The organism is Blautia sp. DFI.6.71 (genome assembly GCF_020593585.1).
Lineage (GTDB): Bacteria > Bacillota > Clostridia > Lachnospirales > Lachnospiraceae > Blautia_A > Blautia_A wexlerae.
Map to the genome: position 1 here is coordinate 1 of NZ_JAJDMJ010000039.1, position 26,787 is coordinate 26,787.

Consider the following 26,787-nt stretch of genomic DNA (forward strand, 5'->3'; position numbering starts at 1 on the left):
ATCCCGCATAAAATCAAGGTATATTAGAATGTAGAATTTACTTTTTCATTCAAGCTCTAACTCATCACTAAGTATCACTAAAGTAACGAGAATGCGACGCGCAATTATTCAATACTAAACCATCTCAGATGTAAACTAAATCAAACTGAACTGCCATTCTTTCTCTAGAGCGTGTCTGAAAAAGGCTTTCTGCAAGATGTGCATCACAATCAGTCCTAACAAAAAACAGACCACATTTTATGATTTTTGTTTCATAAAATGCGGTCTGTCTGTTTCACACGTTCTTTTTATTGAGCCTGGAAATAATATCCGACACCCCATTTGGTGTGTACATATTTCGGTTCACTTGGGTTTGTCTCAATCTTCTCACGGAGACGGCGGATATGTACATCCACAGTACGTACATCACCCGGATACTCATATCCCCACACAATGTTCAGCAGGTTCTCACGACTGTAAACCTTATTCGGATTAAATACCAGAAGCTCCAGTACATCAAATTCCTTTGCTGTCAGATTAATCTCTCTACCTGCAATAAATACACGTCTGCCTTCACAGTCCATACGAAGATCGCCCACCTGAATGCTCTTTGCCTTTTCTTTCTCCTCGTGGTCGCTTCCCGCACGGCGCATGATCGCTTTGATACGTGCCTTAACTTCCAGGATATTGAACGGTTTGGTGATATAATCATCCGCACCATATTCAAGACCAAGGATCTTATCCATATCCTCGCCCTTAGCTGTCAGCATCACGATCGGCACATTGGAAAATTCGCGGATCTGCTGGCATACTTCCAGCCCGTCCATCTTCGGCAGCATCAGATCCAGAAGGATAATATCATATTTTTTATCTTTTGCTTTCTCTACTGCCTCTTCTCCATCATAAGCGCAGTCTACCTCCATACCATCCTGTTCCAGACTAAAACGGATTCCTTTTACGATCAGTTTCTCATCATCTACTACCAAAACTTTCCTGCTCATTCGGTTCTCCTTATCCTACTACTATCTCATCTTTTATCTTTGCAAAAGTACCTTCTTTGATACCCTGTACATTCATAATATCCTCTATCGCAGCAAATGGCCCGTTCTCTTCTCTGTAGGCAATGATTGCCTGCGCACGTGTTGCACCAATCCCCGTCAGCGTGGTGAGCTGAGCTTCATCTGCTGTATTTATGTTGATCCTGTTATCCTGCTGAACCTGAGCGGTCATCCCTGTGTTCTGTCCTGTCCCGGCACTTCCATTCATCTGTCCATCTGATGCTCCGGCCATCTCTGCAGGATCCAGCCCCTGCCGCTCCATCTCTTCCTGTGTGAGAATATAAAGCTGCTGTCCATCTGTCAGAACTCCAGCACGGTTTACACAGGTTAGAGCTGCCTCGGGAAGATATCCTCCCGCTGCCTCAATCGCCTGAAACACCCGGCTCCCGGCTGCCAGCTGAAAAACTCCCGGATTCGCAACTGCTCCGCAGACATCAACATAGATCATCGCCTGCTGCATTTCCTTGTCAGAAACTGCTTCTGACCCATTATCTATATCAGCATCTGAAGTATGTTTCCCGGAATCACTTCCTGTCCCATTACCTGCATCTGAACTATCTGATTCTGCCTGTTTTTTCCGGAACTCTGCAGAATTGCCACCATCATTCTGTCGGTCTTCTGTATCAGCTTTCTTCTCATCTGTATCTTTCTTCGACTTCTGTCCTGATGTTTTCTCTTCTGATGACTCCGCATCCACCTCTGCTTTCGCTTCCTGCAGTCCTTCAATCAGAAACTGTGCCTCTCTGCTCTTACATCCTGTCAGTCCTGTAAGAAACAAAGTTCCACATAATATCAGTGTCACAGTATAACAATATCTGTTTTTTATTTTTATCATAAGGGTCCTCCTCTTATTTCTCAGAGTAAGAGTCCCCCTGTCCATAATGCCACCCTTATTGTAACGAAATCTTAATGATTTTACAATAGTAAACTCTTATTTTTGCCACTTAAATATAACAATTCCGGAAATCGCGATCAGCAATCCAAGGATTTTGCGCCATTCAAAGGGTTCTTTATCTACCCCAAACAATCCAAATAATTCAATTACATAAGCAACTGCCAGCTGCGAAATAACGATCAGCATTGCTGCCTTTGCAGGTCCAAGGGCTCCCATACTCTGGATTACTGTAATGGTAATAAACGCTCCGATCACTCCGCCAAGGAGTGTATATTTATTGTCCACCTGCCAGAGTGTAGCCACACTTTCCCGTCCTGTGAAAAGCCAGGCCAGAACACAGACTGCAAAGGCTGACAGCTGCACCCAGCCGGTTGATACCCAAAGGCTGGTCTGCTTTGTCACTTCCGTATTAAAAACTCCCTGAATACTCATCAGTGCCCCCGAAATCAATGCCACTATAAATCCCCACATAAATATGCCCTCCTGGATAATATGATCATTCTGCTTACTTCGGTAATCATTCTTGTACCGAAAAGAGGCACCGCCGTTTAGCAGTACCTCTTTTATTCCTTATTATTAGTTTATTCATTCCGCGTAAAATCATGCACACAGTATAAATCCTGTTTTTATTTTTCTTTCATATAATCCATACAATTTCCCACATTCCATGCATATCCATCCTGCTTCGCCTGTATATAACGGATATTTTCGGTTCTCACAGTATTCTGCTTCATAATTCCCTATCAATTCCACAAGGTTATTGATATCCCCCATCTGTGCAGCGGCCATTCCTGTCATTGCCCACAAAAAGCCGGTTCTTTTTTTATTCAGTTTTTGCCACTGAAACTTTTCCGTAAACTGATCATATAATATTTTTTGCTTTTTCTTCTCTTTTACCGGAAATTCATAGATCAGCGGATAAATCTGAGCAACACCATCCGGATAAAATTCTGCCTGGTGATACAGATCACTGTTTCCAATAATTCTCCATCTTTGATTCGTATCATCCCAGAATGTCTTTTCTATCTGTGCCTGTATCTTTTCACGCATTTCACTGATTGCCTGCGTATCTTCCAGTCCTGCATGTTCCAGTTCGTACAGGCCTTTCCATACTTCCAGATTATCCATCAGATAAGCTGTTGTATTTTCTTCTGAGACCTGTGTGATTCCATCCTGCATCAGGCTTTGAATCTTTTTTAATGCAAGGCTGATTCCCTTTTTCCAGTATTCCGGCAGGTCTGTACTCTCTGTCTTTTCCAGATATTTTCCCATAAGAAAAAGGTACATACCAAAATATCCGTCTTCAGAATCAGCCTTTTCTTTATAAATAAGTTTCCCTCTCTCTTTCCTGTAGATTCCCATTTTTCCATCTGTTTCCAGCAAAATCCCGGTATGCCAGTCCAGATATCTGCCAACAGCTTTTTTCTCGGTTTCAGTCATTGGGCAATTATCTGTTTCTGCCAGAAGCCCCAATGCAGCCATACATGCAAAGTATGGATTAACATCTCCGGCTCTGCTTCCATTCATATAGATTTCACCCTCAGGACCCTGATTCTCAAGAATCCACTTTTTTTCTCCAATCAGGACTGTTTCCAGCCATTTCTGCCGGGCAGATATTTCTTTTCTCAGGTTCTGATAATAAGTAAACATAAATGCAATCCCCACAGTTATGCAAAATATAATAAGTCCCATCACGTTCTTTCGATGTTTCACTTTTCTTTTGCATTGATTCTGTTTATGCTCATGCATCTATATCCTCCAGGATTTTTCTGATTTGAATACTTGCAGTCCCATCACCATAAGGATTTTTGGCCTCACTCATCTTTCTGTAAATCTCCGGCTCTGTAAGAAGACGCCTGCACTCTCTGTAAATATCCTCCATCTTCGTGCCTGCAAGCTTTAAGGTTCCTGCTTCCACACCTTCCGGACGTTCTGTTGTATCTCTCATGACCAGTACAGGTTTTCCCAGCGCAGGAGCTTCTTCCTGGATTCCGCCACTGTCAGTCATGATCAGATAACTGGCTTTCATCAGGTTATGGAATTCTACCACATCCAGTGGTTCGATCAGATGTATTCTCTCACATCCACCAAATTCCTCATCTGCAATTTTTCTGACCTGCGGATTCAAATGTACAGGATAAATAACCTTCACATCTGTAAATTCCTCCACGATCCTGCGTATAGCCCGGAACATATCACGCATGGGTTCTCCCAGATTCTCCCTTCTGTGTGCTGTCACAGCGATCAGTCTGCTGCCTTTTGCCCATTCTGTCTCAGGATGATAAAAATCATTTCGCACCGTGTAGTGTAAAGCATCAATTCCTGTATTTCCTGTAATAAAAATCTGCTCTGGATTCTTACCCTCTTTCAGCAGTGCATCCGCTGCTTTCTGAGTCGGTGCAAAATGCAGGCTGGCAGTAAGTCCAATGGCCTGCCTGTTAAATTCTTCCGGATAGGGAGATTTCATATTATAAGTACGAAGTCCCGCTTCCACATGTCCTACCGGGATCTGCTGGTAAAATGCAGCCAGAGATGCGGCAAATGCAGTAGACGTATCTCCATGGACCAGCACAATATCCGGTTTTTCCTTTCTCAGGATTTCCCTCATTCCTGTAAGGATAGCCGTTGTCACATCTGTAAGATCCTGCCCTTTTTTCATGATCGCCATATCATAATCCGGAACCACTTTAAAAATATCCAGAACCTGCTTCAGCATTTCCCTGTGCTGTCCTGTGACACACACCAGAGTTTCCAGTTTTTCACTTTTTTTCAGTTCAAGAACAAGAGGGCACATTTTAATTGCTTCCGGTCTTGTTCCAAAAATCACCAGTACTTTTTTCATTCTCAATTTCCTCCCAGTTCTTTATCCAGATACGCAAGTCTTTCGCGGATAGTATCTGTCAGTTGTTTCACAGCTTCTTCGTAACTTCCGATATCCCTCGATGTGCCCTCTTTAGTGGTTCCGGCTAACAGAGTCTCATCAAAAGAATATCCCCACACTTTAAAGTTTCTGTCCACAGCATCTCCCAGTTCCTCCTGATAAGATGCTATTTTGTCATAGATATATTCATCAGAGAGTGTAGTTTTTCGTAATTGTCTATATCTTTCACAGACACATTTTCTGAAAGTTTTATCCTGCCACAGCCTTTCAAACCATGAATTTTCCACAGTATAAAGGGCATCTGTTTCTGTACGAAACCACTGATAATTATCAAATCCATTGTTAAAGTCCCATACAGCAAGCTGTAGCTTTCCTCCCAGTTCTTTATACACATAAGTAGAAAGATTACCAGCATCATAATTCATGGCAAATTCATTTATAATAAAATAATCCACCCAGTTATCCATGTCTATATATGCCTGATAGCCGATTCTTTTGTCACTGAAATTCTTTCCATATAAAACCTGTTCAAATTCAGAAATATCATTTTTTATATATTCTTTTTGTTTTTCCGTTATTTTATTTTCTGATGGATATCTTATATATAGAGCGTTATATGTATGACCTTCCGTCTTTCCCCAGGTTTCTATCTCTTCATTTCCTGTATCGATTCTGTCTCTGTTTACAACATATGCAGTTTCTCCGGACAACAAACCAAATTCCGAGAGACGCAGTCTGCTTTCTCCGTTTGTCACAGGTTCCACTGCCAGATAAACTCCCTGATACTCTCCATCAACAAACAATTCCACAAATCGGGTGTCGGGAGCCCATCCATTTAATTCCCTTGCCAGATCATATACCAGTTTATTCCTGATCAGCGTCTTATCAAGATAAGGTCCATTCAGTATCCATTCACTGTTTGCTCCCATTCCTGCAAGAGATACTTTTTTTGCACTGTCTTTTTTATTTTTATAAAATTTAATGCGATACTGCTTTTTATCAAATTTGCTATAAGAAGATGCTCCTCTGTATTTGATCGTAGCACGGTATATCGAATTGGGGACAGAGAAAACAGATTGCTCCTCTCCGTTTCCATCCAGCAGAGCAATATTTCCCCAGATTGCATTCTCCTTCAGGATCTGCTGTCCCATTGTATTCATATAGATTACCGGAAGTGTAGTAGAGAACTTTCCCAGATCATAGTATTCCAGTATCTCCTCGTCAGGTGCATCCCACTCCTTCATTTCTTCTTTCGTGATAGCGGTTCTCTTTTTTTCCTTTGACTTATTTTCTGACTTTACAACAGAATTTCCCACAATGGATATTCCACAGAGAACTGTTATCATCAGAATACATAAAAGGATACGTCTTATCCTTTTCATAGCAACACCTCTCAGTCAGGCAGCCTTTTTACTGCGAAAGTTCATCCTTCTGGTCAACTATATTTACCCTTTTTACGCCATCGATTTTAATCAGTTTCTCTGAAATATCCATCTGATTTTCTTTTGCAGCTTTATACAGGATTCCCTCTCCGATAGAATAAACCAGTTCAAAGCTGTTTTCTGTAACATTTCTCATGGAAACATGTACCTTTCCGGCAAAAAATGTATCCACTGCTGCCTCTGTTTTATGTAAGCATTCAGGTTTTCCCTGAACAACCAGCAGCTTATTACAGGATGTGAATCCCTTCCTTGTAATAATAAGAAAAAGAAGTAAAAACGCAGAACCAATAACAATAAGTGCATACTGAGATACCCCGCAGCCAATGCCTGCCGCGATTGCCCAGAAAATATAAGTAGCATCTCTTACATCCTTTACAGCAGTACGAAATCTTATAATAGAAAGAGCACCGACCATACCAAGGGACAATGCAATATTATTACTGATAATACTCATGATCATAGCTGTGATGATCGTGATTGATCCGATTGAAATATTAAATTTTCTGCTGTATGCAGGCCCTGCATAAGAAATTTTATAAGTAAACATGATAAAAAAAGCAACGATCAGTGCGATCACATTATTCATTAAAATTACAGTCACACTCAGTGCTTCTGTATTTGTCAGATTTTCTACGATAAATTCTCTCATATCTCTCTCCAATCCCGGCATCCGGTTTACTAACGGTCTCCGGTCTGCCGTATGTAAAACTTACAGTCACATCATTCTGGCTCTGGAATATTTGCTGTGGCTGGTGGACAGTTCATCCGCTTCTTTCAATGTCTCAGCAATCATATCCGGCAGGAATCCTGTATATTTTACTTCCATCAGTACCTGCTCTGTACTGCCCAGCGCATCTGTTCCAACCTCCTCGAACAGACCATATGGATATAAAGCCCCTCTGATGTCCGTGTCAAAAGTGATCCTTACATCACCAGCAGGATAAGCAAATGCCAGCCTCTGATAATCTATAATCGTCTTTGGACGGTAACAGCCCTGTGTAATCCGCAAATATAATCTCATAGCCAGCTCTGTTTCATATTCCAAAAGAAATGACGCATCTCCCTGTTCCATCCGAAGTGCCTGTTCGCGGCTGACAGGTAAGGAATATTTCACTCCGTCAAATCCGTTTTTGCATTTAAACTCCAGCTTTGCAGATAAATCACCCAGTGAATAAATTCTTAAACGGATCTTCCTTTTTTCATACATTCCATCCAGATTATCCCATAAATCCTGATCGTCTATGGAATCATAATACTGAGATCTGATAAAATATCTGCCATTTTCTCCATGGATATCTCTTTCCATAATTCCATCCAGCTTCTGTTGAAGAATCATGGCCTCTCTGCGGCTGATCAGATATTTGATTTCTTTACGAAAAACCGTTTCCAAATCTTACGCCCCCTCTCTGATTTTCGTTCAAACAGAACTATCTGGAACAGGAGTCCGCATACTGTCAGCAAAACCACATATCTGACTCCCGTCTCATGAAGAAGAAACATTCCTGCTATAACAGAAGAAAGGATTGCTCCCTCCAGAGGAAAAAAGGCAGCTGCAGCTGCAGCTCCTGCAGCGGAAATAACTGCAGCCCACCAGAATGGATAACACATCCATACAACTGCCGCAGCAGTCATGGCAGACAATATCATGGAATCTGCTGTTTTCCACTTAAATGCCATGTATCCCATCAGACATCCAAGTATCGTAAATGCAGTTACGATCGTCCCCCATCCGGTTTTTCCGTTCATAACAGTACATAATACAATCGTCACTCCCCAGAACATTATGAAGGAAACGATCAGACGATACATCTTAGCTCCTGCAAAAACTAGCAGGATCCCAAGGATCAGAAACAGCATTCTTTCTGTATTTCCGCTTATATGAAGATTGTCTGCACTTCCTGTTTTTTTCATAAACAGGTCAGTTCCCTTAAGGATCAGTTCCGACATCAGACACTCCTCCTTCCATTAAAAGTGGATTCAATGCTTTCATATAGGATTTATTTCCTGTTTCAGCAACATCCTGTGCCCATATAACATATTCTATATTATATTTTTCCAGTACTTCATCCAGATTCTGTATAAGATCTGTATCTTCATATATATTAGACACGTAAACCTTTTCAAAGATTTCTGAAAGATAAGAGATCATCATCTTCCCTCTTGTATCTGCAATAAGAAGAAGATTTCCTTTCCTCTGTCCTTTTCCTCTTCCTTCCACTATACTATGAGCATAATCTGAACCAATGACTGCACGACTTCCGCTGCTATTAAACTGTATCATTTGTCTTTTTAGTGTCTGCAGTTGCCCTTCTTTGTTTTCAAAGATTAATTCTTCGCGATTGGGATTTGAACCATTGATATAAATATAGAATGGTTCCTGTTCCATGTTTTCTATATCTTTCTTTATTTCGTCTGTCGTATACTTTTCTAACGCTTCCAAAAGAAGTTTTCCATCAAAAGTTCCAAAAACATATTCACGGTAAGCATCCAGGTTCTCCTTATCATATCCAAGTTCTTCCAAAATCACCTGCGTCCCGTAAAATGCCCCACGCATTGTCCAGCTATTTCTAGTTCTGAAATAAATATATTCATACTGATGTTTCTCCAGTTCAGACAGCGGATTTAAAACCACTGAAGGATCTGAAAAAGAGGATTCCAGTTTTTCTATAAAATCACTGTATTTTTCCTTTTCATTTTCATATCCACTTTCAAATACCGCTCTTTCCGGTATCGGCATAATATAAGTATCTTTTCCACTCTTTTTCTGTAATGCTTTCATAATATCTGCCGCATATGAAATATGATCCTTGGAAATCTGATTTATATTAAAGATACGATCTGTATAGATTACCTGATCCTGAGTTTCCAGGATTTTGGTTTTTGAAAGAGACTGGTCATTTTTTAAGCCATAGTTGTTATACAAATCCCTTGTTTCCGGAACATATACGCTTTGCTGCTTAACATTCTGCAATTTTTCCATTCCATTCTGTAGGATCAGAATTCCTGCAGACATTATAATCAAAATGAGCAAAACAAGAAACAGTTCTACGGTTTTATTCTTTTTCAACTGAATTCACCTCCCTGAACCTGATTCTGGCATTTGGACAGTTTTTCTCCAATTCTGCAATACCCGGCTGATTTTTTATTTTCTCTGATACGGAAATCTGTTCAAGAGAAACACAATCTCTGAATGCACTGACTCCTACATATTCCACACTGTCCGGCAGGTATACCTCTTTCAGATTTTTACATCCCCGAAAAGCATGATCACCTATTTTCTTTAACAGAGAGGTATCTGAAAATATCAGTTTATTAACAGACACACATTCCGCAAATGCAGCTCCTTCAATCACAGTCAGGGAATCCGGAAGACTTATAAATTCCAGTGCATAACAGTTTTCAAAAGCTGATATCCCTACTGATTTCAGTGAAAGCTTTTCTATACTCTCCCATACTTTCAATACATGACAGTCAGCAAATGCATAGTCCTCAATAACAGAAACGCTCTCCGGCAGATACACCTTCTCAAGACTTCTGCATCCAAAAAACTGACTCTTCGGAATAATTGATGCACCTTCAGGAATAACCGCTTCTTTTACGTATATATCTCCTCGAAATCCCTGAAAATCAACATTTTCATATTCCGACAGATTCTGGAAAATAATTCTTTCTTTATGAACAGGTTCTCCTGGAAAACAATACTCTCCCAATACCTCTCTGTCCGATTTCAGGATTTTTCCACCGCCCTCTGAAACCACATATCCATAAACATAATTGCTGCCATAAAACGTTATTTTTCCGCGGGCGACAACTGAAGTAATCTTATCCGGCTGACCTGCACTGGCGCCTTCTTCAAATATAATGTTGCCCTGTGTAAAAATGTTTCCAAGCACTGTTGTATTTTTTTCCAGAAGTATATCCTTCTCTGCGAAAATATTTCCAAGCACCGATGCATTTTCCATGATTCTTACAGACTCATCACTGTGGATATCTCCCTGCAGGATAATATCCTCTATCACCTTTATATCCCCACGGGAAATAATCGTATAAGGAACTGTCCCACTTTCCGTGACCATATCATCATCTATGTAATGCCTGTTATATTCATGACTATTCATTACCGGCATACGAAATATTCTGGGATCACGTCCCTCCATAAACCGGTCAGGTTCCTCCGAACGCTGTCCCAAACGGATTACCGGTGCATACAGACTGTGAAAAATATTGTCAAAGCCTATCACAAGCTGTTCTCCGCTTGATACCCTTTCACCCAGATCACATTCATCATAAACTGCAACCGCACATTCCGCATCTGCCCATCTGAGCAGCCGGATCTTATTTCCGAAAAGCAGTCTTTTTTTGCTGTATACAGCCCGGAGTCGTATATTTTCTTTTACAAACAACGCATCTTTTTCACTGTAGATTTCTTTTTGGAAATGTAAATCCTCTTGCTGCGGACAAAAGATGGTATTTCTGGCAATGACCAGATCTTCAATGTCAGGCTGCACAAACTCCTGGCTTCCATCTGTTTCCAACACCTTTTCCTGTCTTGAAAGCATGATCATACCATTCTTCATTTCCGGAAGGGCTTTTTCCACCAGAGAAGAAAAGCTTTGGCCAAAATATCTGGCATTTTTCACATAATCCTGCCTTATTTTCAGGATCTGCCCTTTTCTCATCCTGAAATGCAATACTGCGACCAACAGAGGCATAGAGAACATACAGACAAAAATCAAAATCCATACTTTCATTTTTCAGCCTCCTTTTCTGTTTTCTGCACAGTAAACCGCACTGTCTTATCCCATTTCACACCTCTTCCGGTAACAGTATCTACCACTGCATCCCAGAATCCCAGAGAGATATTCCACATATAGAAGAAAAAGTTAAACATCATAAGGGGCAGAAGCAATGCCTCTCCGGGAAGTCCGTCAATGATCAACGAGGTACCTATCTCAAAAAATGGTGCAAAATTTCCAAGGGAATTATAAATTCCCAAAAACAATATAACCCACCAGCCACTGAATATCTGCATTTCACCCAGGAAAAATAATCCAAGGGAAACTACCCAGCCCACTAGCAGAAATACAGGTACTGAATAGATAAAAAGCAGAAACAAACCATCTATCTTCTGAAACAGCCCCATATAAGGAGTTGTGATCGTAGGGATCAGATAGCGGAACAATACTTCATTATGCCCTCTTGACCAACGTCTGATCTGTCTGCCTCTCACATTCCAGCTTTCCGGGGACTCTTCATAACATTCCGCTGAATTAGCGTATACAACCTTCCAGCCATTGGTAAAAAGTCGATATGTAAGTTCCGTATCTTCTGCCAGAACCTTTGGATTAAAACCACCTGTTTCTAACAGAAAATCTTTGCGAAATCCCCCTACTGTCCCGCCATACTGCGGAATTGTTTTCAGGTTATATCGTGCCTGCTGATCTACCTGATATCCTCCGGACCGTTCCAGATTAATAAGTCTGGTCAGCATATTTGTGTTGGTATTGTACGGTATCACCCGCCCCATAACTGCACCTACCTGCGGATCCTCAAATCCCAGCGCAATCTGTTTCAGCATATTTCTGGCAGGTCTGTAATCCGCATCAAATACAATGATGATCTCCCCTTTTGCCAGCTTCATTGCATCATTCAGACCTACCGGTTTTCCTCTGTCCGGACAGTCTCTGTGAAGGGGACGTATAAACTCATACTTTCTGTGATACTCATCCAACATTTCCCTTGTACGGTCTGTAGAATTATCATTGATCGGAATAATTTCAAGTCTGTCCCTGTCATACTCACATTTCAGCAGAGAATCCAGAACATTGGAAAGCACCTGTTCCTCATTATGCATGGGGATCAGTACGGAAATACTTTTCATCCTGTCTGTAAGAATATCATTGTAATAGAGACGCTGCCTGCCCAGAAGTCTTACAATTGTAAAATAAAAATGTCTGGCTGTGTACAGAAGCATCAGGACAATAACAAAAATCGTATAACCTTTCATAATAGCTACGACCATTTCCATACCTCCCTTCCCTTCCTTGAATCGTAAACACCGATCATGCGGTTGATAAACACTGCATAAATCATAACCAGATACAAAAAATCAAACATAGGACCTATCATAAAGTAGAAGAACGCCATATAGATCACAGAGAATCTGTACAGAAGCCAGATAAAAATCACATAGCGAACAGTTCCAAATACAATGGAATACAACATTACCGCAAGAAGGGTCAAAAGCTTATAGATCACTCCCCTGTCTCCTATAATTCCAGTGACCATAACTGTCATAACAAAAAACATCACCCATATGCCAATTTCCTGAAGCATATATAGGTTTGAATAAACAGTTAAAGTATACGGAAAATATTTTTCCCCAAACACAAACCACAGACTGTTTATCAGATGAATCGCACTGCACAGGATCAGATAAATGGCAAGAGGACGACCCTTCCATGGAAGTCCCGCCAGAAGAAGGATTACTCCAAGAGAAATTCCTGTATTTATAAGGCTTAACTGTATTCCCGGATATACGGTTCCTGCACTGAGATAGCTGATTTTTCCAAACAGAGGATAAGTTTCTGAACGGATTCCTACATACATATGCGGTTCATATTTCTTTAAAACACCGGCACATATCTTACAGATTATCCTGGTCAGATCATCGATCTGAGTCCACATAAGCAGAAAACCAAGCAGGATAAGTATGACAATATACAGAATACATTTCTTTTTATCTGCCTCAATTCTTCGATAGGTTCTGGTGTAATCAATTACTTTCTTTTCTTTCATAGACTCCTCCTTTTGTTCCGTTTCGCTACGCAGCTCATAACCTGAATCTTCCGGAATTTTTTACATCTCCTCCCCATAAATTACAGCACTGCAGCCTTTCTGCTTTTTACTCTGATACATTGCCCTGTCAGCCTTTCTGTACAGCTGATCAAAAGAAACCTCTTCATATCCATTATAAAAACACGCACCTAGACTTATTTCTATGCTCTTTCCCTGCATCTCTATGATATCAATCTGTCGGATATTTTCAAAAAATCTCTCAAAAAATTTCTCTGCTACCCTTTGTTTCAGCATTCCCGGTATAAACATGGCGAACTCATCACCTCCGAGCCGCAAAACCACATCGCTGTCACGACATGTTTTCTGTAGTTTCTCCGCAATGGCTATGATCACCTTATCTCCTACAGAGTGTCCGTAATTGTCATTGATGGATTTAAATTTGTCACAGTCGACCAGGCAAAGCAATCCTCCTGTTTTTTCCTTTAAAAATTCAGTAATCTTTTTTTCTCCGCTTCCACGATTACATAATCCTGTCATAAGATCTGTCTGCGCCAGATAAATCAGCCTGTTCTCACGCTTTTTTTCTTCTTCTATACACTCAATACAGAAAAGTACATGCAGAAGTTTTCCATCTTCATCGTAGTCTACAGGAATAAATCTGCTTCGGTTCCAGCCTGATATTTTATCTGTAAATTCATGTGTTATGCTGTTTTCTCCAAGAAGCCGTTCTTCCAGCGTACTGATATCTACAAACTCCAGTGATTCCTGAAGTTGTGATTCCGTACACATTTTCTCAGCGATATTCTTGATATGTCCGCAAAAATCATCTCTGATTTCATATTCTCCCATTTTAAAATCTTTTCCCAAATATTCCGCAATCTGATCTGTCATTTTTATAATATGATATCTTTTTGTCTGCACATCAACCAAATACATAGATGCATAGATTTTGGAAAGCGACGAATAACTGCTGAGCTTTGCCTCTTTATTTGACTTTATAAACGAATTACGCAATTTCAGAAATGAGATAAGAAGCGTTCCTATCATATCCAGAAAAGTAGTAAGTCCCCTGTAATCACTCTTTGGAGGATTATCCACACCGAAAAAACCACTTATCTCATCTTTATAACGCAAAGGACATACCACCACATTTCTCACATTCTGCGCTTTTAACATATCATATGATACGCGATGTTCTTCTTTGATATCTTCTATATCAGTGATAATGATACTTTCGCCCCTGGAAAACGTATCATACCACCACTTTATTACGTCCATATCGACATTCTGCAATCTGTCTATCTCAGGAGTTACTCCCTGTGCACACCATTCATACGTATTGTCTGTGCCATGTCTTTCTTTACAATCTTCGAAAATATATATTCTGTCAGAACCGATATGTCTGCCGAAAAAGCGGATAAATTCATTAATCTGCTCGTCAGGTGTATGGTAATTGAGTGCGGATCTAAGTGCTTCATTTATGACCAGTTCATACTTTATGATTGTCTTCATGTTGCTTTCCTCCTGAATGTCGTTCTCATCTTATTTTTTTACATTCAAGCCAGATGGAAAGACCTTCTTTTATTTTCTGCTCTTCCATTTGCTGTACTCCCATTTGTTATCCTCATTATAAAAAAGTCATAAATTTTTTCAATAATTCTGTCACGAAACGACAGAAAATGACACGAATTGTAAATCCATGGTATTGTTTTGTGATATATTGTTACCGGATAAATACTCTCAAACTCCTCATACTTCATCCTCTGTCTCTTCATAATCCTCATAAGACTTAATCTCTGCATAAAGATGTGTGTCTCCTTTCACATTTTCCTCTGGCTCATGCAATTCTTTACATTCCTTATCTGTATACAAAACGTAATAAGAACTATCATCATGAAGCATGATCCATACGTGATTATCTGCAGGAACAGTGATTGCATAATCCTTTTCCAGCTCTGTGCCAGGAGCTGCAGTAACTGTTACATTACGTACATCACCTTCTGCTTTTTCTGCTTCCTCGTACTTTTCGCAGAGATCTGCTACATCCTCAGATCTGTCCACGCCGTAGGAGAATTCCATCTTCGAAGCTTCTTCTGAAGTGCCGTCCTTATGATTCAGAATCTGAGTATGTTTCAATGGTCTGTAATCATCCGAAGCAACCACATATTCCATAGAAATCCAGTCTCCCTCTGTGTAGGATTCTCCATCTCCCTGAGAATTCAATGCGCTCTGAGTAAGTTCTTCAGGTACCTTTGTCTGTATAATGATCGTATCACCATCTTCCTTCATATCCGTCACTTCTTCCTCTATGGTTTCATCTGTGTAAAAGCTTATAAGATCATCTGCATTTCCATCTGCTTCATCAATATACAGACAGGAGAGGTACTCGTCTCCTTCTTTTCCGTATTTTAATTCGCCATCTTTATAGAGCATCTGGGTAGTACCATACATATCTACATACATCACTTCAGAATCTTCATAGTCATATACCTTTGTATTCTGCAGTATATATTCACAGGTAGCTTCATAGCTTTTATGATTGCTTACAAGACTGTCTGTTTCTCCTGCTTTCATCATCTGTTCCAGTGCATTGTCTTTTGTCAGTTCAGGTAACGTATCCGATGCCTGAACACTCACACATCCTGCTCCCAGAGTTCCCATAATCAGTGCCGTCACAATAATCATTCTTTTCTTCATTTTTTAGTCTCCTTTTCTTATATTTTTTCCTTTACGATGCCAGTAAAGCAAACTTTCGGGCATATATACCGTATCAAAAGCTCTCCTCATTTTGACAGTTTTCTGAATCTATATTATTTATGTTATTTGAATTTGACTTCTCTGTCTATATTTTTGCGTGAATAGTCAAAATATGGTGTGAAAAGACCTTCATATGATTTGATTTTGCCCTCTGCCAATGGTATACTTATTTTTAATAAGTAACCTGGCCATTATCTATCTTTATGACAGGAGGGTTTTATGATAGCATTGCGTTATTTCTGCGGATTTTCTCTTCAGATTTTTCCTTATGCATTTTTCTGTTTGTATCCATTCCGGGATCGTTTCCGCCTAAGCACAAAAAAGACAATGCTCATGGCACTGTCCATTTTTATTGTAATGGTCATTCCGTTTTCTCTTATCGCACAGTTCAACATCGGCGGTGATTACAGAGAGCTGATCTGGAATGTTATCTTTTATATTGCCCTGCTACTGTTCGGAATATTTTACTGCTTTAGCATCCAGGCGAAAGCAGCAGAAAAACTATTTGTATTTTTTGTTGTAATGAGCTACGGATTCTTTGTTACAAGCACCGTTACCTTTTTGCACCGTACTTTCCGGTTTCCATCCGATTATTTTATGTATCCGCCCTTTGCACTGGCTCTCACACTTATCATAAATCTAGTTCTTGCGAAACCATTTCTCATGCTGATGGAGCGAATCCGTACTATGATCAATGCAGATCTGGAATCACGGATCTGGAAGATTCTCTGCTCCCTCCCTGCTTTGTTTATTCTGATTGCCAGCATTGCACAGTTCTCAAGCATAATAAATCTTTCCAATAATATAGTTGTCCATGTTATGTTTGTACTGTTTGCAGTATTTGCTTTCATGGTGTATGCCGTATTCTTCAGTGTCATGGGATACATCCGCAGCAAACAGGAAGAACAGCGGATTTCCGAGCGCATGCTGGAAAGCTATCGTAATCAGGCAGAAAACAATGAACATATCCTGGAAATACACCATGAAATCCGGCATCATATGAATGCCCTGTCCTCTTATCTTAATCAGGAGGACTATGCAGGCGCCAGACAGTATACACAGAAATTTACTGAAGAAGCCGAAGAGCTTCCTTTTGTCACCTACACAGCCAATGCTCTGGTCAATTCCATCCTTTCAGAATTTGCAGAACGTGCCAGCCGTTATAAAGCCATAGTGGAGTACAGTATTGTCATTGGCAGAAGTTTCAACATGGAAGATATTGATCTGTGCCGAATGTTGACAAATATATTGGAAAATGCAGTAGAAGGGTGTCAGAAGGTTTCTGAAGAACAACGGATCATCCGGCTGAATCTCCATTCAAAGGGAAATTTTCTGTTTATTAAATGTGAAAACTCCTGCAATGAGGATAACCTGAGAATCACGAATGGAAAATATAAATCCAGTAAAAAGAACAGTGACAAACACGGTTACGGTCTTAAGATCATCAATGGAATCGCCGAAAAATACAATGGTATACTGAACGTACAGGTACGTGGTGGCTTTTTTGCTGTAACAACAACGCTTTGTCTTGACGAAAATAACGATTAATAGGAGGCTTTCACTATGTACCATATTGTCATCTGTGATGATGAACCGATTTTTTTAACACAGATATCAGAAATGATCATCGATATTTTAGCGTCCATGGGAGAATCCTGCGAGATTCGAAAATATACTTCTATTTCAGAATTAAAAAATACATTGCAGAATACTCCCAAAAGCTGTGACATTCTGATTCTTGATATTATGCTGGGTGAAAACAATGGGATCAGCTTTGCAGAATGTCTCCGTGACACTGAAAACCAAATTCCCGTTATCTTCATTTCCAGCAGTAAGGAATTTGTATTCGATGCATATTCTGCTGAACCTGTAGGTTATATCCTTAAGCCGGTCAGCCGTCAAAAACTTGCAGAAGCACTAACCCGTGCAATCCGACATCTGATCCCAAAATCCATTATAATCGACACTCCGTCCAGAACTGTATCCTTTCATATCAGGGATATTACCTATATTGAAATAATCAATAAAGAACTGCAGATTCACCTTCAGGATGGTACTGTCACGAAGATATATAAGTCCCTTTCTGCAGTCCGTGAAATTCTGCCGAAAGATATCTTTGTACAATGTCACAGATGCTACATTGTTTCTCTGTATGCTGTCCGTTCAATCCGACGTTTTGAAATCACACTGAATAATCATGAAATAATCCCGGTCAGCAAATACAGCTACCGGGATGTCCAGGAACAATTACAGCAATACGCTGCAAAATGGTTTTAATTTCTCCAAACAGCTCAAAAATCATTTCATCTCTCGCAATTATCTTTTATCAGTCAATCAGCTATAAATGCAAACAGCAGAAAACGGCGGTCTTATCGACCGCCGTCCAGACTGTAAACAACCACCGTTTTAACCGGTGGTTGTTTACCAGTTTTCCTTCAGATTCCCAGAACAGCAGATATCTTAATCTCTTTTTCCGTTTCACTGAGGTCAAAATCGCCGCCGTCTTCCACAGTCATATGTACCTCATACAGTACGTCTTCGGATAATGTATCCGGTGTTTCACCATCTTCTGTCTGGATATGCCATTTCTCTTCCGGAACTTCCTTCAAGGTACCATCTGTACCATATGCATACAGCTTCAAAGAACCTGTTTCCCCTGAGATTCCTTTCATACGTATTGCAACGGTCGTATTCGGATGTACATTCTCAACCGTGATCGTATTCAGCCATCCTTCCACATCTCCCTGGCCACCGTCTGCTGCAAATTTCTCCTGGCTTAACACATTGCGCATTGCCTGATCCAGATCCACCTTGCGGTAAGGCATTTCCGGCAGATATACAAACCTGTCCTGAAGTCTCAGAAGTTCCAGATAACCGGTCGGACAATAGAGCGCATTTCCGCTGTTTCCCGCATACATACCGATAGCCATGTTGTTGTATCCCGGTTTGTCAGAAATATCCATGGTAAATGCAGTCTCGCCTGTCTCAAAATCAAGCATGATATACTGCCACATACCGGTTTCCATATCCTGAACATATCCGTAAATATATCCTGTTGCAGTGGACAGCTTCATCATGGAAGTGTCAGACAGATCACTTCTGCACCAGATACTCTTCATCTCATATCCGTCCTCCGTCTTAACTGTATCCACACGTTCTATACCCGGCGCGATCATTTTATTGCCCTGTCTCAGCCAGCCCACATCATAAATATTCTCATAGCTTTGTATTGAGGAATCATTATCTGCTTCTCCAAGCTTCGCACTTCCTGCACCAAACCAGTTACATACGATTGTGCTTACTGTTCCCTCTCCATCATCATATACAATTGCAGAATTTTCCACAGACACCTGTGTACCTTCCGGAAGCTCATCTATAACAGGCATGCTCGCAACCTGTTCTCCTGTTTTCATATCCACCGCAATAAGATTTACCGGATCCTGATTATCTGTAAACATAACCAGATCTTTGGTCAGAGACGGGGAACATCCACCTCCCCATGCAAGACCGCCACCTGTCGTCTCATCGCCTTCTTTGCTTTCCTTAGCACCCACACTTTTATAGGAAGTTTCCCAGACTTTTTTCACACCATTATCCGCCTGGAGCAGATAACACTTCAGATTTGTCAGAATGACCGCACCCTCCTTAGATGCCGCAATACCATTCTCTGCACCCTCTCCCGGTTCCAGTTCATATACAAACACTGCATCTGACAGATCCACATCTTCTCCATTCAAGATCTTATCGATAGCTGCACGTGAAACATAGCCAAAGGTTCCCTGCTGTTTTCTGTCGGGATAAATGCGGAAGCCTCCTGTTGCAAACCAGAGATTTCCCTCATAATCAAAAACTACAGATAACAGATTCTGATCCAGTGTTTTTCCAAGCGCAGCCTCTGCTGCCGCTTTAATGTCGATATCCAGAACCTTCTCAAATTCCGGAAGTACATTTCCCTCCTCATCTGTAGCCTTAAGCATAAGTACCCGATTATCGTTCGTCGGACACACAATGCGATTGCTCTCATCTACAAAAGAATATGAACTCTGTATCAGATAGCTTCCATTGTCATGCTGTTTTGGTGAAAAATAGCCCAAGGTCTGTGTCTCATCTGCATTAATATCACGGATCGCCAGGCCACCCAGAAGCGGAACCACAGAATGTCCATAGGAATCAAAAAAAACTGCCGGGGAAGCATTGGGATTAACTTTTTCATAAGAAACATTGATCTCAGAATAAATATCAACAGGCAATACCTCATCTGTTGAATCTGTATTATAGCAGTCATGATGAATATTGGAATCACTTGCTGCCATATAAGGATTCTCGTCGATAACCTTCGGTGTAAGTGTCTTTATAGGCAGTTCTGATGTCTGACCTGCATTTTCCTCTGTCTGTGTTTCTTCTACCTGTGTTTCTTCTACCTGTGTTTCCTCTGCACGTACCATATTTATTGACGGTTCAGATGTTGTAGTTGCTATAAAAGCGATTATTGCAAGAATTAAAGCTCTTTTCTTCATAATTGTTTTCCTCCTGAGTGTTTTTGTCATATTACATTTCTGCGTTCAAACCAGATGGAGAGTCCTTCTTTTATTTTCTGCTCTTCCACAGGTTTCATAAAAAAATATTCTATCCGCATCCTGAACGCATGAAGCGAAAAATCAAGATCACTGCACCAGATAATCCCACATTTCGGATACAGGGAACGGAGATGTTCTGCCGCATTCAGCCCGGACACACCTGGCAATGCAAGAAACACCACTGCCGGTACTGTTTTTCGTATCCGCCCAAAAAACTGTTCCTGATTCTGATAGATTTCAATCAATGGAAAAACTTTCTTTTCTGTACAGTAATTCCTGATATATTCCGCACAGTTCTGTCCTTCCTGTTCCTGATCAGTCAATATGGCAATACAATACACGACATCCCTCCTCTTCCATTTGATGTACTCCCATTTGTTATCCTCATTATAAAAAAGTCAGAAATTTTTTCAATAATTCTGTCACGAAACGACAGAAAATGACACGAATTGTAAATCTATGGTATTGTTTTGTGATATACTTATAGCAGAATTTTATGAAAATTGCGGGAGCTGCTTTGCAGCGAAGCAATTCGTAGATATCAAGTTAGGGGCAAAATGCCTTTTGACCCTAACATCATTTTATAAATAAAGGAAGATTTACTATGAGAATTGCAATTGTTGATGATATTTCAGAAGAACGGACACTGTTACGAAACAGACTGGAATCTCAGTTTTCCAGGCGCAATGTCCATACAGATATATTGGAATATGAAAATGGAGAAACTTTCCTCACTGCAGCGAAGGAATGTCCTTTCACTGTAGTGTTTCTGGATATTTATATGAATGGTTCTAACGGGATTGATACAGCAAAAGAACTTCGCAGATCAGATACTGACTGTCTGCTGATCTTTACAACAACTTCTACCGACCATGCATTAGAGGGATTCCAGGTCCGGGCTCTGCACTATCTTGTAAAGCCCTACAGTGAAAATGATATTTCCGCACTGGCCGATGAAATCCTTTCCCGCATCCCGGATTCCGGGAAATACATAGATGTAAAGGTAAACGGCAGTAATATTCAGATTCCCTTCCGGAAAATAATCTACGCAGAGCATTTTTCCCACATGATCCACATCCACACTGCCGGTGAAAGGGAACTGGTCACCCGCCAGTCCTTTGATTCCTTCATAACCTCCCTGAAAATGGACTCACGTTTCTATCGATGTAACCGAGGCGTTGTGATCAATCTGGAGCATGCCGTTGATTTTGACGGAACAGGCTTTCGCCTTGATAGCGGAAACAATGTCCCTGTCAGCCGGAAGCTGCTGAAAAACGCCAGACAGACATTTATGGAATTTCTGTTCCAAAGGAGGTCCTGAAATGACTGACATACTTCGCCCTGTACTTGAACTTTTCGTAATCATTCCCGGCATACTGCTGGCATATCTGCCTGTAAAGAACTATCTGAGGCAGACACCGCTTAAGCTGACAGCATGGCTTCTTCCCCTTCTTCTGGGAATCTGTATTTTAGGAGGGGCAGTTTGCTGTGCCCTGCAAATTCCCACCAGATGGTTCCTGTTTCCTCTGCTGCCTGTCATTATGCTCATTTACCATAAAACATTAAAAATCTCTGTCTGGAAATCCGTCAGTGTTTTTCTGGCAGTCTTCGCAGTTTTTACATGTGTCAAAAGTCTGTCCCGGGCAGTCAATGCCCTTATGACTGCTGACCTGCATATTACAGGAAATGAACTGTGGCTGCACACTGGTGCCGGAATTTTCTATAACGTCATCTGTCTGCTGTTTGTTCTGGCAGCCTGGTATCCTGCCTGCCACTGTGTACAGACAATGGTCACAGACGAGAACTTTGCCCAGACCTGGTATGTATTCTGGATTCTTCCGGTAATCTTCATAGGAGTGAATCTTTTTATGATTCCCAAACACCGCAGCACTTTATATACCGGGCGTATTCTGCAGTGTTATATTGTTTTCAGTCTTGTACTGCTCATAATCCTGCTTCTGTTTTATGTCCTGTTTCTTATGATGGCAGTCAGCCTGAACAAAAATGCCAGACTTCAGCAGGAGAACCATTTCCTTTCTCTTCAGCAGGAAAGGTACGAGAATCTCTGCATGGCCATTGAAGAAGCAAGGCAGGCGCGTCACGATATCCGCCATCATTTTGTCCAACTGTCCTCTCTGGCAGAACAGGGTGACATAGAAAAGATCAAAAAATATCTCTCCGCTGCAACCGGAAAAATCTCTGACTATAACCTGCATTTCTGTGAGAATCAGGCTGTTGACAGTGTTTTCGGATATTATTCCGCCCTTGCAGAAAGAGAAAACATTCCTTTTCATGCAGTGGTTTCCCTGCCTGCTGAGCTTTCCTTAGATGAGATTAATCTGTGCCTTGTGTTTTCCAATCTGCTGGAAAATGCCATCCAGGCAAGTGTGAAAACAGTACCCGCCCGCAGAAAGATTAATGTGGAAGTTTATCCCCACCATAATCATCTCCTTCTGATTCATGTGGAAAACACCTTCGATGGCAAAATACAGCAAAAAAACAATATTTTCCAATCCTCCAAACACTCCGGAAACGGAATAGGAATCGAATCTGTCCGCCACATTACCGACAAAAACGGCGGTGCGTGTGACTTTACCTATAAAGATGGTATTTTCTCTGCAAAAATAATGCTCCGGATATAATCAGTTATTGATTATACCCGGAGCATTTTGTAAAAACACTCAGATTCATGCCAAACAGATAAAATCATCCGTTTCGCTACTTGCTTGATTCACTAAAATTATTCCATACACTCATCCAAAATTGCAGCCATCTTATCAATGTGTTCTTTTGTGATCACAAGCGGAGGTACGATTCTGAGTACATCACTGCCTGCAGAGATCACCAACAGCCCTTTTGCAAGAGCAGCCTTTACAACTTCACCAACCGGGCGGCCCTGGATCACGATTCCCTGCATGAAGCCCATGCCTCGTCTTGTTGCAGCGCATTCATGTTTTGCAACAATTTCATCCAGTTTCTGTTCCAGATATGGAGTCATTTCCTGTACATGTTCAATGATCTTATCATTCTCATAAATGTCAAATACTTTGCTGACTGCAGCACATACAAACGGGTTTCCACCGTAAGTTGTACCATGATCACCTGGCTCCAGAGAAGCTTTCGCAGCTTTTTCGCTCAGTACAAACGCACCTACCGGCACACCACATCCAAGAGCTTTCGCACTTGTCATAATATCCGGCTGTACACCGTATGCCTGCCATGCAAAATAATGTCCGGTTCTTCCCATACCGCACTGAATTTCATCGAAAATCAGCATAATATCTTTCTCGTCACAGATCTGACGCAGACCTTCCAGAAATTCTTTCTTCGCCGGATAAATACCACCCTCACCCTGAACAACCTCAGTGATAATTGCGCAGGTCTTATCTGTGATCTGAGCCTTTACGCTCTCAAGGTTATTGAAATCCGCAAACTTCACACCACCCATCAGAGGCTCAAAGGGCTCTCTGTAATGAGCAGTTCCTGTCACGGAAAGTGCTCCGATACTTCTTCCATGGAAGGAATGGTTCATGGCAATGATCTCATGATCTGCATGTCCGTCACGTACATATGCATATTTCTTAGCTGCTTTTAAAGCACCTTCGATTGCTTCTGTACCACTGTTGGTAAAGAATGCCTTACTCATTTTACTTGTCTTTACCAGCTTCGCACCTGCTTCGATGATCGGCTCATTGTAATATAAGTTGGAAATATGCATCAGCTTATCAATCTGATCTTTTAATACTTCATCATACCCCGGATAGTGATATCCCAGAGAATTTACAGCAATACCTGCTGCAAAATCCAGATATTCCTTTCCCTCGGAATCATATAAATAACATCCCTGTCCCTTTTCAAAAACAACAGGAAAACGATTATAAGTGTGAAGGATACTCTCTTCGGATTCCTTCATCTGTTCATTCATGTTCATTGTAATATTTCTCCCCGTCTTCTCTCAGAATCGCAGTACCAATACCTTTGTTTGTAAAGATCTCCAGCAGTAAGCTGTGAGGAATTCTTCCGTCAAGGATATGGACTCTGTTAACGCCTTCTTCAATGGCATCAATACAGTTTTTCAGCTTCGGAATCATACCTCCGCCTACATAACCGTCATCGATCAGTTTCTGTGCTTCATCTACATGAAGTTCAGAGATCAGGCTGGACGGATCATCTTTGTCTTTATAAACGCCTTCAATATCAGAAAGGAATGCAAGCTTCTCAGCATGAACAGCCTCTGCAATGGCACATGCCGCATCATCCGCATTAATATTATAAGTAGCGAACTCATCGTCATAACCTACCGGGAAAATGATCGGCAGGAAATCTTTCTCCAGAAGATCCTCCAGAATCTTCGGCTCAACCTTTGTAACTTCACCAACAAATCCGATGTCTCCACCCTCTGTCTGTTTCTTGCGGCATTTCAGCAGACCACCGTCTTTACCACTGATACCAACAGCATTTACACCAAGAGATTCCACCATGGCAACCAGTTCCTTATTCACCTTCGCAAGAACCATCTCTGCAATCTCCATAGTATCTTTATCTGTAACACGAAGACCGTTAATAAATTTCGGCTCCATACCAACCTTGCCAACCCAGCGGCTGATTTCCTTACCACCGCCATGAACGATAATCGGTTTGAAACCAACCAGCTTCAGAAGAACAACATCCTTAATCACGTTCTTCTTCAGTTCATCATCCAGCATGGCACTTCCGCCGTACTTTACAACTACGATTTTACGATTAAATCTCTGAATATAAGGAAGTGCCTCGATCAGCACCTCCGCCTTGTCCAAATATTTCTGATTAACCATTATTCTCTCCTTTTTCCAGTCAATGTCTGGTCTCCATCCCTGCTTATTGCTTTTCGCAATTAAAGCAGGAGACTTACCTGATTCGGTTAAAATCACCCTTATTCACAGAATTTTGTTATGAACGGTAATCTGCATTGATTTTTATATAATCATAAGTCAGGTCACAGCCCCATGCAGTTGCTGTGGCATCACCCATCTTCACATCAGCGATTGCTGTGACAGCTTCCTCAGAAAGAATCTTCGTTGCCTCTTCTTCACTGTAATCCACAGCCACACCATTCTCAATAATCTGGATCTTACCAGCCTTACTCTCAAAGAACAGATCCACCTTCTCAGGATCAAACTTCGCACCAGAATATCCCATAGCACACAGGATTCTTCCCCAGTTTGCATCATGTCCGTAGATAGCAGCCTTTGTCAGAGAAGAAGTAACAACAGACTTGCTCAATGTAACTGCCTGCTCCTTAGACTCTGCACCAATGATCTTCACCTCAAACAGTGCAGTCGCACCCTCTCCGTCACCTGCGATCTTCTTCGCCAGAGTAGTATTGATATAATTCAGCGCAGCCTTGAAGGTTTCGTAATCCTCACCCTTCTCTGTGATCTCCGGATTCTCAGCCAGACCATTGGCCAGAAGAAGAACTGTATCATTGGTAGAAGTATCTCCATCAACAGAAACCATATTGTAAGTATCCTTAACATCCTCACTTAACGCTTCCTGCAGCATCTTCTTGGAAATCTTCGCATCAGTAGTAACAAACCCAAGCATAGTACACATATTCGGATGGATCATACCGGAACCCTTACACATACCACCAACAGTAACCGTCTTACCACCAATCTCGATCTGAACAGCAACTTCCTTCTTCTTGGTATCAGTAGTCATGATCGCCTTCGCAGCCTCAGTACCAGCCTCCAAAGAACCATCCAGCTTCGGCGCCATCATCTTCACACCATTCTTAATACGGTCAATGGGAACCTGCATACCAATCACACCTGTAGAAGCAACCAGCACACTGTCAGCAGCCACCCCAAGAATCTCAGCAGCCGCATCTGCAGTCTCCTTACAATAACCATACCCTTCTGCACCAGTACATGCATTGGCAATACCACTGTTACAGATCACCACCTGTGCAGACGGATGATTATAAACAATATCCTGATCCCATTTAACAGGCGCAGCCTTCACCACATTGGTAGTAAAAGTCCCCGCAGCCACACATGGCACCTCACTGTAAACCATAGCCATATCCGTTCTGCCCTTATACTTAATCTCAGCCGCAGCCGCAGCTGCCTGAAATCCCTTAGCCGCCGTAACGCCACCATCTATAATCTTCATAATCAAATCCTCCTTACATATCCACAACTTCCCCAGACTGCCGCAGGTCCCCTGCGCAGTCGCCATCCAGTTACTGGAAAAGTCAGCTCCGGAAATTATTTGTTTTTGAACGCATTTGCAGGGACTGTAGTAACTCTTAGTGCTCAGGAATTTGCGTTGTGGAAAAAAAGCTCACTGTCTGAGCGCAGCGAGTTTGAGCTTTTTTTCCACGCTTTTAGCAAATTTCTGAACACTTAGAGTTACTAAG

Annotated in this window: 25 protein-coding genes; 4 read left to right on the top strand and 21 right to left on the bottom strand. The window is 41.3% G+C overall.

The annotated features are described in order from the left end of the window. Positions 1–124 precede the first annotated feature (124 nt). The 16 genes from LJE12_RS21145 to LJE12_RS14395 form a co-directional block, all read right to left on the bottom strand. Entirely contained in the window at positions 125–244 is a 120-nt protein-coding gene (locus LJE12_RS21145; RefSeq protein WP_442860798.1) for a DUF6783 domain-containing protein, read from the bottom strand. 43 nt (positions 245–287) lie between these two features. Beyond that, the gene (locus LJE12_RS14320) at positions 288–980 is read right to left on the bottom strand and encodes a response regulator transcription factor (RefSeq protein ID WP_025578647.1); all 693 of its coding nucleotides are present in this window, start codon (positions 978–980) and stop codon (positions 288–290) included. A gap of 10 nt (positions 981–990) precedes the next feature. Beyond that, positions 991–1,872: a ComEA family DNA-binding protein gene (locus LJE12_RS14325; protein WP_227227051.1), complete on the bottom strand. Its 882-nt coding sequence runs from the start codon at positions 1,870–1,872 to the stop codon at positions 991–993. A 96-nt stretch (positions 1,873–1,968) separates the two neighbouring features. Beyond that, positions 1,969–2,403 carry a DMT family transporter gene (locus LJE12_RS14330; RefSeq protein ID WP_227227050.1) on the bottom strand — a complete coding sequence of 145 codons (435 nt, stop codon included), beginning with the start codon at positions 2,401–2,403 and terminating at the stop codon, positions 1,969–1,971. A gap of 129 nt (positions 2,404–2,532) precedes the next feature. Beyond that, positions 2,533–3,681: a hypothetical protein gene (locus LJE12_RS14335; protein ID WP_227227049.1), complete on the bottom strand. Its 1,149-nt coding sequence runs from the start codon at positions 3,679–3,681 to the stop codon at positions 2,533–2,535. After that, the gene (wecB, locus tag LJE12_RS14340) at positions 3,674–4,774 is read right to left on the bottom strand and encodes a non-hydrolyzing UDP-N-acetylglucosamine 2-epimerase (protein ID WP_227227048.1); all 1,101 of its coding nucleotides are present in this window, start codon (positions 4,772–4,774) and stop codon (positions 3,674–3,676) included. Before wecB ends, LJE12_RS14335 begins: the two co-directional genes overlap by 8 nt. Positions 4,775–4,776: 2 nt before the next feature. After that, complete coding sequence (locus tag LJE12_RS14345; protein ID WP_227227047.1) at positions 4,777–6,195, bottom strand: CotH kinase family protein; 1,419 nt, start codon at positions 6,193–6,195, stop codon at positions 4,777–4,779. 28 nt (positions 6,196–6,223) lie between these two features. Beyond that, a complete protein-coding gene (locus LJE12_RS14350) occupies positions 6,224–6,904 on the bottom strand; it encodes a DUF4956 domain-containing protein (protein ID WP_182437323.1) in 681 nt (226 codons plus the stop codon). A 66-nt stretch (positions 6,905–6,970) separates the two neighbouring features. Next, the gene (locus tag LJE12_RS14355; protein ID WP_119243304.1) at positions 6,971–7,645 is read right to left on the bottom strand and encodes a polyphosphate polymerase domain-containing protein; all 675 of its coding nucleotides are present in this window, start codon (positions 7,643–7,645) and stop codon (positions 6,971–6,973) included. Further along, on the bottom strand, positions 7,609–8,202 hold the full coding sequence (locus LJE12_RS14360; protein WP_227227046.1) for a hypothetical protein: 594 nt from the start codon (positions 8,200–8,202) through the stop codon (positions 7,609–7,611). The genes LJE12_RS14355 and LJE12_RS14360 overlap by 37 nt, the downstream gene beginning before the upstream one ends. After that, positions 8,183–9,322 (bottom strand): DHHW family protein, encoded by a 1,140-nt coding sequence (locus LJE12_RS14365; protein ID WP_227227045.1) that lies wholly within the window; start codon positions 9,320–9,322, stop codon positions 8,183–8,185. Before LJE12_RS14365 ends, LJE12_RS14360 begins: the two co-directional genes overlap by 20 nt. After that, positions 9,309–11,006 carry a leucine-rich repeat protein gene (locus LJE12_RS14370; RefSeq protein ID WP_227227044.1) on the bottom strand — a complete coding sequence of 566 codons (1,698 nt, stop codon included), beginning with the start codon at positions 11,004–11,006 and terminating at the stop codon, positions 9,309–9,311. The genes LJE12_RS14365 and LJE12_RS14370 overlap by 14 nt, the downstream gene beginning before the upstream one ends. Beyond that, entirely contained in the window at positions 11,003–12,277 is a 1,275-nt protein-coding gene (locus LJE12_RS14375) for a glycosyltransferase (RefSeq protein ID WP_227227043.1), read from the bottom strand. The genes LJE12_RS14370 and LJE12_RS14375 overlap by 4 nt, the downstream gene beginning before the upstream one ends. Further along, positions 12,268–13,053: a hypothetical protein gene (locus LJE12_RS14380; protein WP_227227042.1), complete on the bottom strand. Its 786-nt coding sequence runs from the start codon at positions 13,051–13,053 to the stop codon at positions 12,268–12,270. The genes LJE12_RS14375 and LJE12_RS14380 overlap by 10 nt, the downstream gene beginning before the upstream one ends. Positions 13,054–13,113: 60 nt before the next feature. Beyond that, positions 13,114–14,565: a sensor domain-containing diguanylate cyclase gene (locus LJE12_RS14385; RefSeq protein WP_255610856.1), complete on the bottom strand. Its 1,452-nt coding sequence runs from the start codon at positions 14,563–14,565 to the stop codon at positions 13,114–13,116. A gap of 237 nt (positions 14,566–14,802) precedes the next feature. Next, positions 14,803–15,750, bottom strand: coding sequence for a hypothetical protein (locus tag LJE12_RS14395; protein WP_055057618.1), 948 nt, complete (start codon positions 15,748–15,750; stop codon positions 14,803–14,805). 279 nt (positions 15,751–16,029) lie between these two features. Here LJE12_RS14395 and LJE12_RS14400 point away from each other — a divergent pair, with 279 nt between their 5' ends. Together LJE12_RS14400 and LJE12_RS14405 are read left to right on the top strand one after the other, a co-directional pair. Beyond that, positions 16,030–17,358, top strand: coding sequence for a GHKL domain-containing protein (locus LJE12_RS14400; protein WP_227227039.1), 1,329 nt, complete (start codon positions 16,030–16,032; stop codon positions 17,356–17,358). Between the two features lie 15 nt (positions 17,359–17,373). After that, positions 17,374–18,087 (top strand): LytR/AlgR family response regulator transcription factor, encoded by a 714-nt coding sequence (locus LJE12_RS14405; protein WP_025578625.1) that lies wholly within the window; start codon positions 17,374–17,376, stop codon positions 18,085–18,087. A gap of 158 nt (positions 18,088–18,245) precedes the next feature. Here the strand turns inward: LJE12_RS14405 and LJE12_RS14410 are convergent, their stop codons facing one another. After that, positions 18,246–20,327, bottom strand: coding sequence for a hypothetical protein (locus LJE12_RS14410; RefSeq protein ID WP_227227038.1), 2,082 nt, complete (start codon positions 20,325–20,327; stop codon positions 18,246–18,248). A gap of 26 nt (positions 20,328–20,353) precedes the next feature. Then, positions 20,354–20,728 (bottom strand): response regulator, encoded by a 375-nt coding sequence (locus LJE12_RS14415; protein ID WP_008706201.1) that lies wholly within the window; start codon positions 20,726–20,728, stop codon positions 20,354–20,356. A 263-nt stretch (positions 20,729–20,991) separates the two neighbouring features. Here LJE12_RS14415 and LJE12_RS14420 point away from each other — a divergent pair, with 263 nt between their 5' ends. Together LJE12_RS14420 and LJE12_RS14425 are read left to right on the top strand one after the other, a co-directional pair. Further along, positions 20,992–21,708, top strand: coding sequence for a LytR/AlgR family response regulator transcription factor (locus LJE12_RS14420; RefSeq protein WP_173704837.1), 717 nt, complete (start codon positions 20,992–20,994; stop codon positions 21,706–21,708). 1 nt (position 21,709) lies between these two features. Further along, positions 21,710–23,029 (top strand): ATP-binding protein, encoded by a 1,320-nt coding sequence (locus tag LJE12_RS14425; protein ID WP_173745042.1) that lies wholly within the window; start codon positions 21,710–21,712, stop codon positions 23,027–23,029. 98 nt (positions 23,030–23,127) lie between these two features. Here the strand turns inward: LJE12_RS14425 and LJE12_RS14430 are convergent, their stop codons facing one another. The 3 genes from LJE12_RS14430 to argJ form a co-directional block, all read right to left on the bottom strand. Beyond that, positions 23,128–24,318, bottom strand: a complete 1,191-nt coding sequence (locus LJE12_RS14430) for an aspartate aminotransferase family protein (RefSeq protein ID WP_227227037.1) — start codon at positions 24,316–24,318, stop codon at positions 23,128–23,130. Beyond that, on the bottom strand, positions 24,305–25,201 hold the full coding sequence (gene argB / locus LJE12_RS14435) for an acetylglutamate kinase (protein WP_020993510.1): 897 nt from the start codon (positions 25,199–25,201) through the stop codon (positions 24,305–24,307). The genes LJE12_RS14430 and argB overlap by 14 nt, the downstream gene beginning before the upstream one ends. A 115-nt stretch (positions 25,202–25,316) precedes the next feature. Then, entirely contained in the window at positions 25,317–26,540 is a 1,224-nt protein-coding gene (gene argJ, locus LJE12_RS14440) for a bifunctional glutamate N-acetyltransferase/amino-acid acetyltransferase ArgJ (RefSeq protein ID WP_062807430.1), read from the bottom strand. Positions 26,541–26,787 lie beyond the last annotated feature (247 nt).

What these genes read in the sequence shown, in the direction of transcription:
- LJE12_RS14320 (WP_025578647.1), bottom strand. Translation starts at nt 980, where the DNA reads ATGAGCAGGAAAGTTTTGGTAGTAGATGATGAGAAACTGATCGTAAAA.
- LJE12_RS14325 (WP_227227051.1), bottom strand. Translation starts at nt 1,872, where the DNA reads ATGATAAAAATAAAAAACAGATATTGTTATACTGTGACACTGATATTA.
- LJE12_RS14330 (WP_227227050.1), bottom strand. Translation starts at nt 2,403, where the DNA reads ATGTGGGGATTTATAGTGGCATTGATTTCGGGGGCACTGATGAGTATT.
- LJE12_RS14335 (WP_227227049.1), bottom strand. Translation starts at nt 3,681, where the DNA reads ATGCATGAGCATAAACAGAATCAATGCAAAAGAAAAGTGAAACATCGA.
- wecB (WP_227227048.1), bottom strand. Translation starts at nt 4,774, where the DNA reads ATGAAAAAAGTACTGGTGATTTTTGGAACAAGACCGGAAGCAATTAAA.
- LJE12_RS14345 (WP_227227047.1), bottom strand. Translation starts at nt 6,195, where the DNA reads ATGAAAAGGATAAGACGTATCCTTTTATGTATTCTGATGATAACAGTT.
- LJE12_RS14350 (WP_182437323.1), bottom strand. Translation starts at nt 6,904, where the DNA reads ATGAGAGAATTTATCGTAGAAAATCTGACAAATACAGAAGCACTGAGT.
- LJE12_RS14360 (WP_227227046.1), bottom strand. Translation starts at nt 8,202, where the DNA reads ATGTCGGAACTGATCCTTAAGGGAACTGACCTGTTTATGAAAAAAACA.
- LJE12_RS14370 (WP_227227044.1), bottom strand. Translation starts at nt 11,006, where the DNA reads ATGAAAGTATGGATTTTGATTTTTGTCTGTATGTTCTCTATGCCTCTG.
- LJE12_RS14375 (WP_227227043.1), bottom strand. Translation starts at nt 12,277, where the DNA reads ATGGTCGTAGCTATTATGAAAGGTTATACGATTTTTGTTATTGTCCTG.
- LJE12_RS14380 (WP_227227042.1), bottom strand. Translation starts at nt 13,053, where the DNA reads ATGAAAGAAAAGAAAGTAATTGATTACACCAGAACCTATCGAAGAATT.
- LJE12_RS14385 (WP_255610856.1), bottom strand. Translation starts at nt 14,565, where the DNA reads ATGAAGACAATCATAAAGTATGAACTGGTCATAAATGAAGCACTTAGA.
- LJE12_RS14395 (WP_055057618.1), bottom strand. Translation starts at nt 15,750, where the DNA reads ATGAAGAAAAGAATGATTATTGTGACGGCACTGATTATGGGAACTCTG.
- LJE12_RS14400 (WP_227227039.1), top strand. Translation starts at nt 16,030, where the DNA reads ATGATAGCATTGCGTTATTTCTGCGGATTTTCTCTTCAGATTTTTCCT.
- LJE12_RS14405 (WP_025578625.1), top strand. Translation starts at nt 17,374, where the DNA reads ATGTACCATATTGTCATCTGTGATGATGAACCGATTTTTTTAACACAG.
- LJE12_RS14410 (WP_227227038.1), bottom strand. Translation starts at nt 20,327, where the DNA reads ATGAAGAAAAGAGCTTTAATTCTTGCAATAATCGCTTTTATAGCAACT.
- LJE12_RS14420 (WP_173704837.1), top strand. Translation starts at nt 20,992, where the DNA reads ATGAGAATTGCAATTGTTGATGATATTTCAGAAGAACGGACACTGTTA.
- LJE12_RS14425 (WP_173745042.1), top strand. Translation starts at nt 21,710, where the DNA reads ATGACTGACATACTTCGCCCTGTACTTGAACTTTTCGTAATCATTCCC.
- LJE12_RS14430 (WP_227227037.1), bottom strand. Translation starts at nt 24,318, where the DNA reads ATGAACATGAATGAACAGATGAAGGAATCCGAAGAGAGTATCCTTCAC.
- argB (WP_020993510.1), bottom strand. Translation starts at nt 25,201, where the DNA reads ATGGTTAATCAGAAATATTTGGACAAGGCGGAGGTGCTGATCGAGGCA.
- argJ (WP_062807430.1), bottom strand. Translation starts at nt 26,540, where the DNA reads ATGAAGATTATAGATGGTGGCGTTACGGCGGCTAAGGGATTTCAGGCA.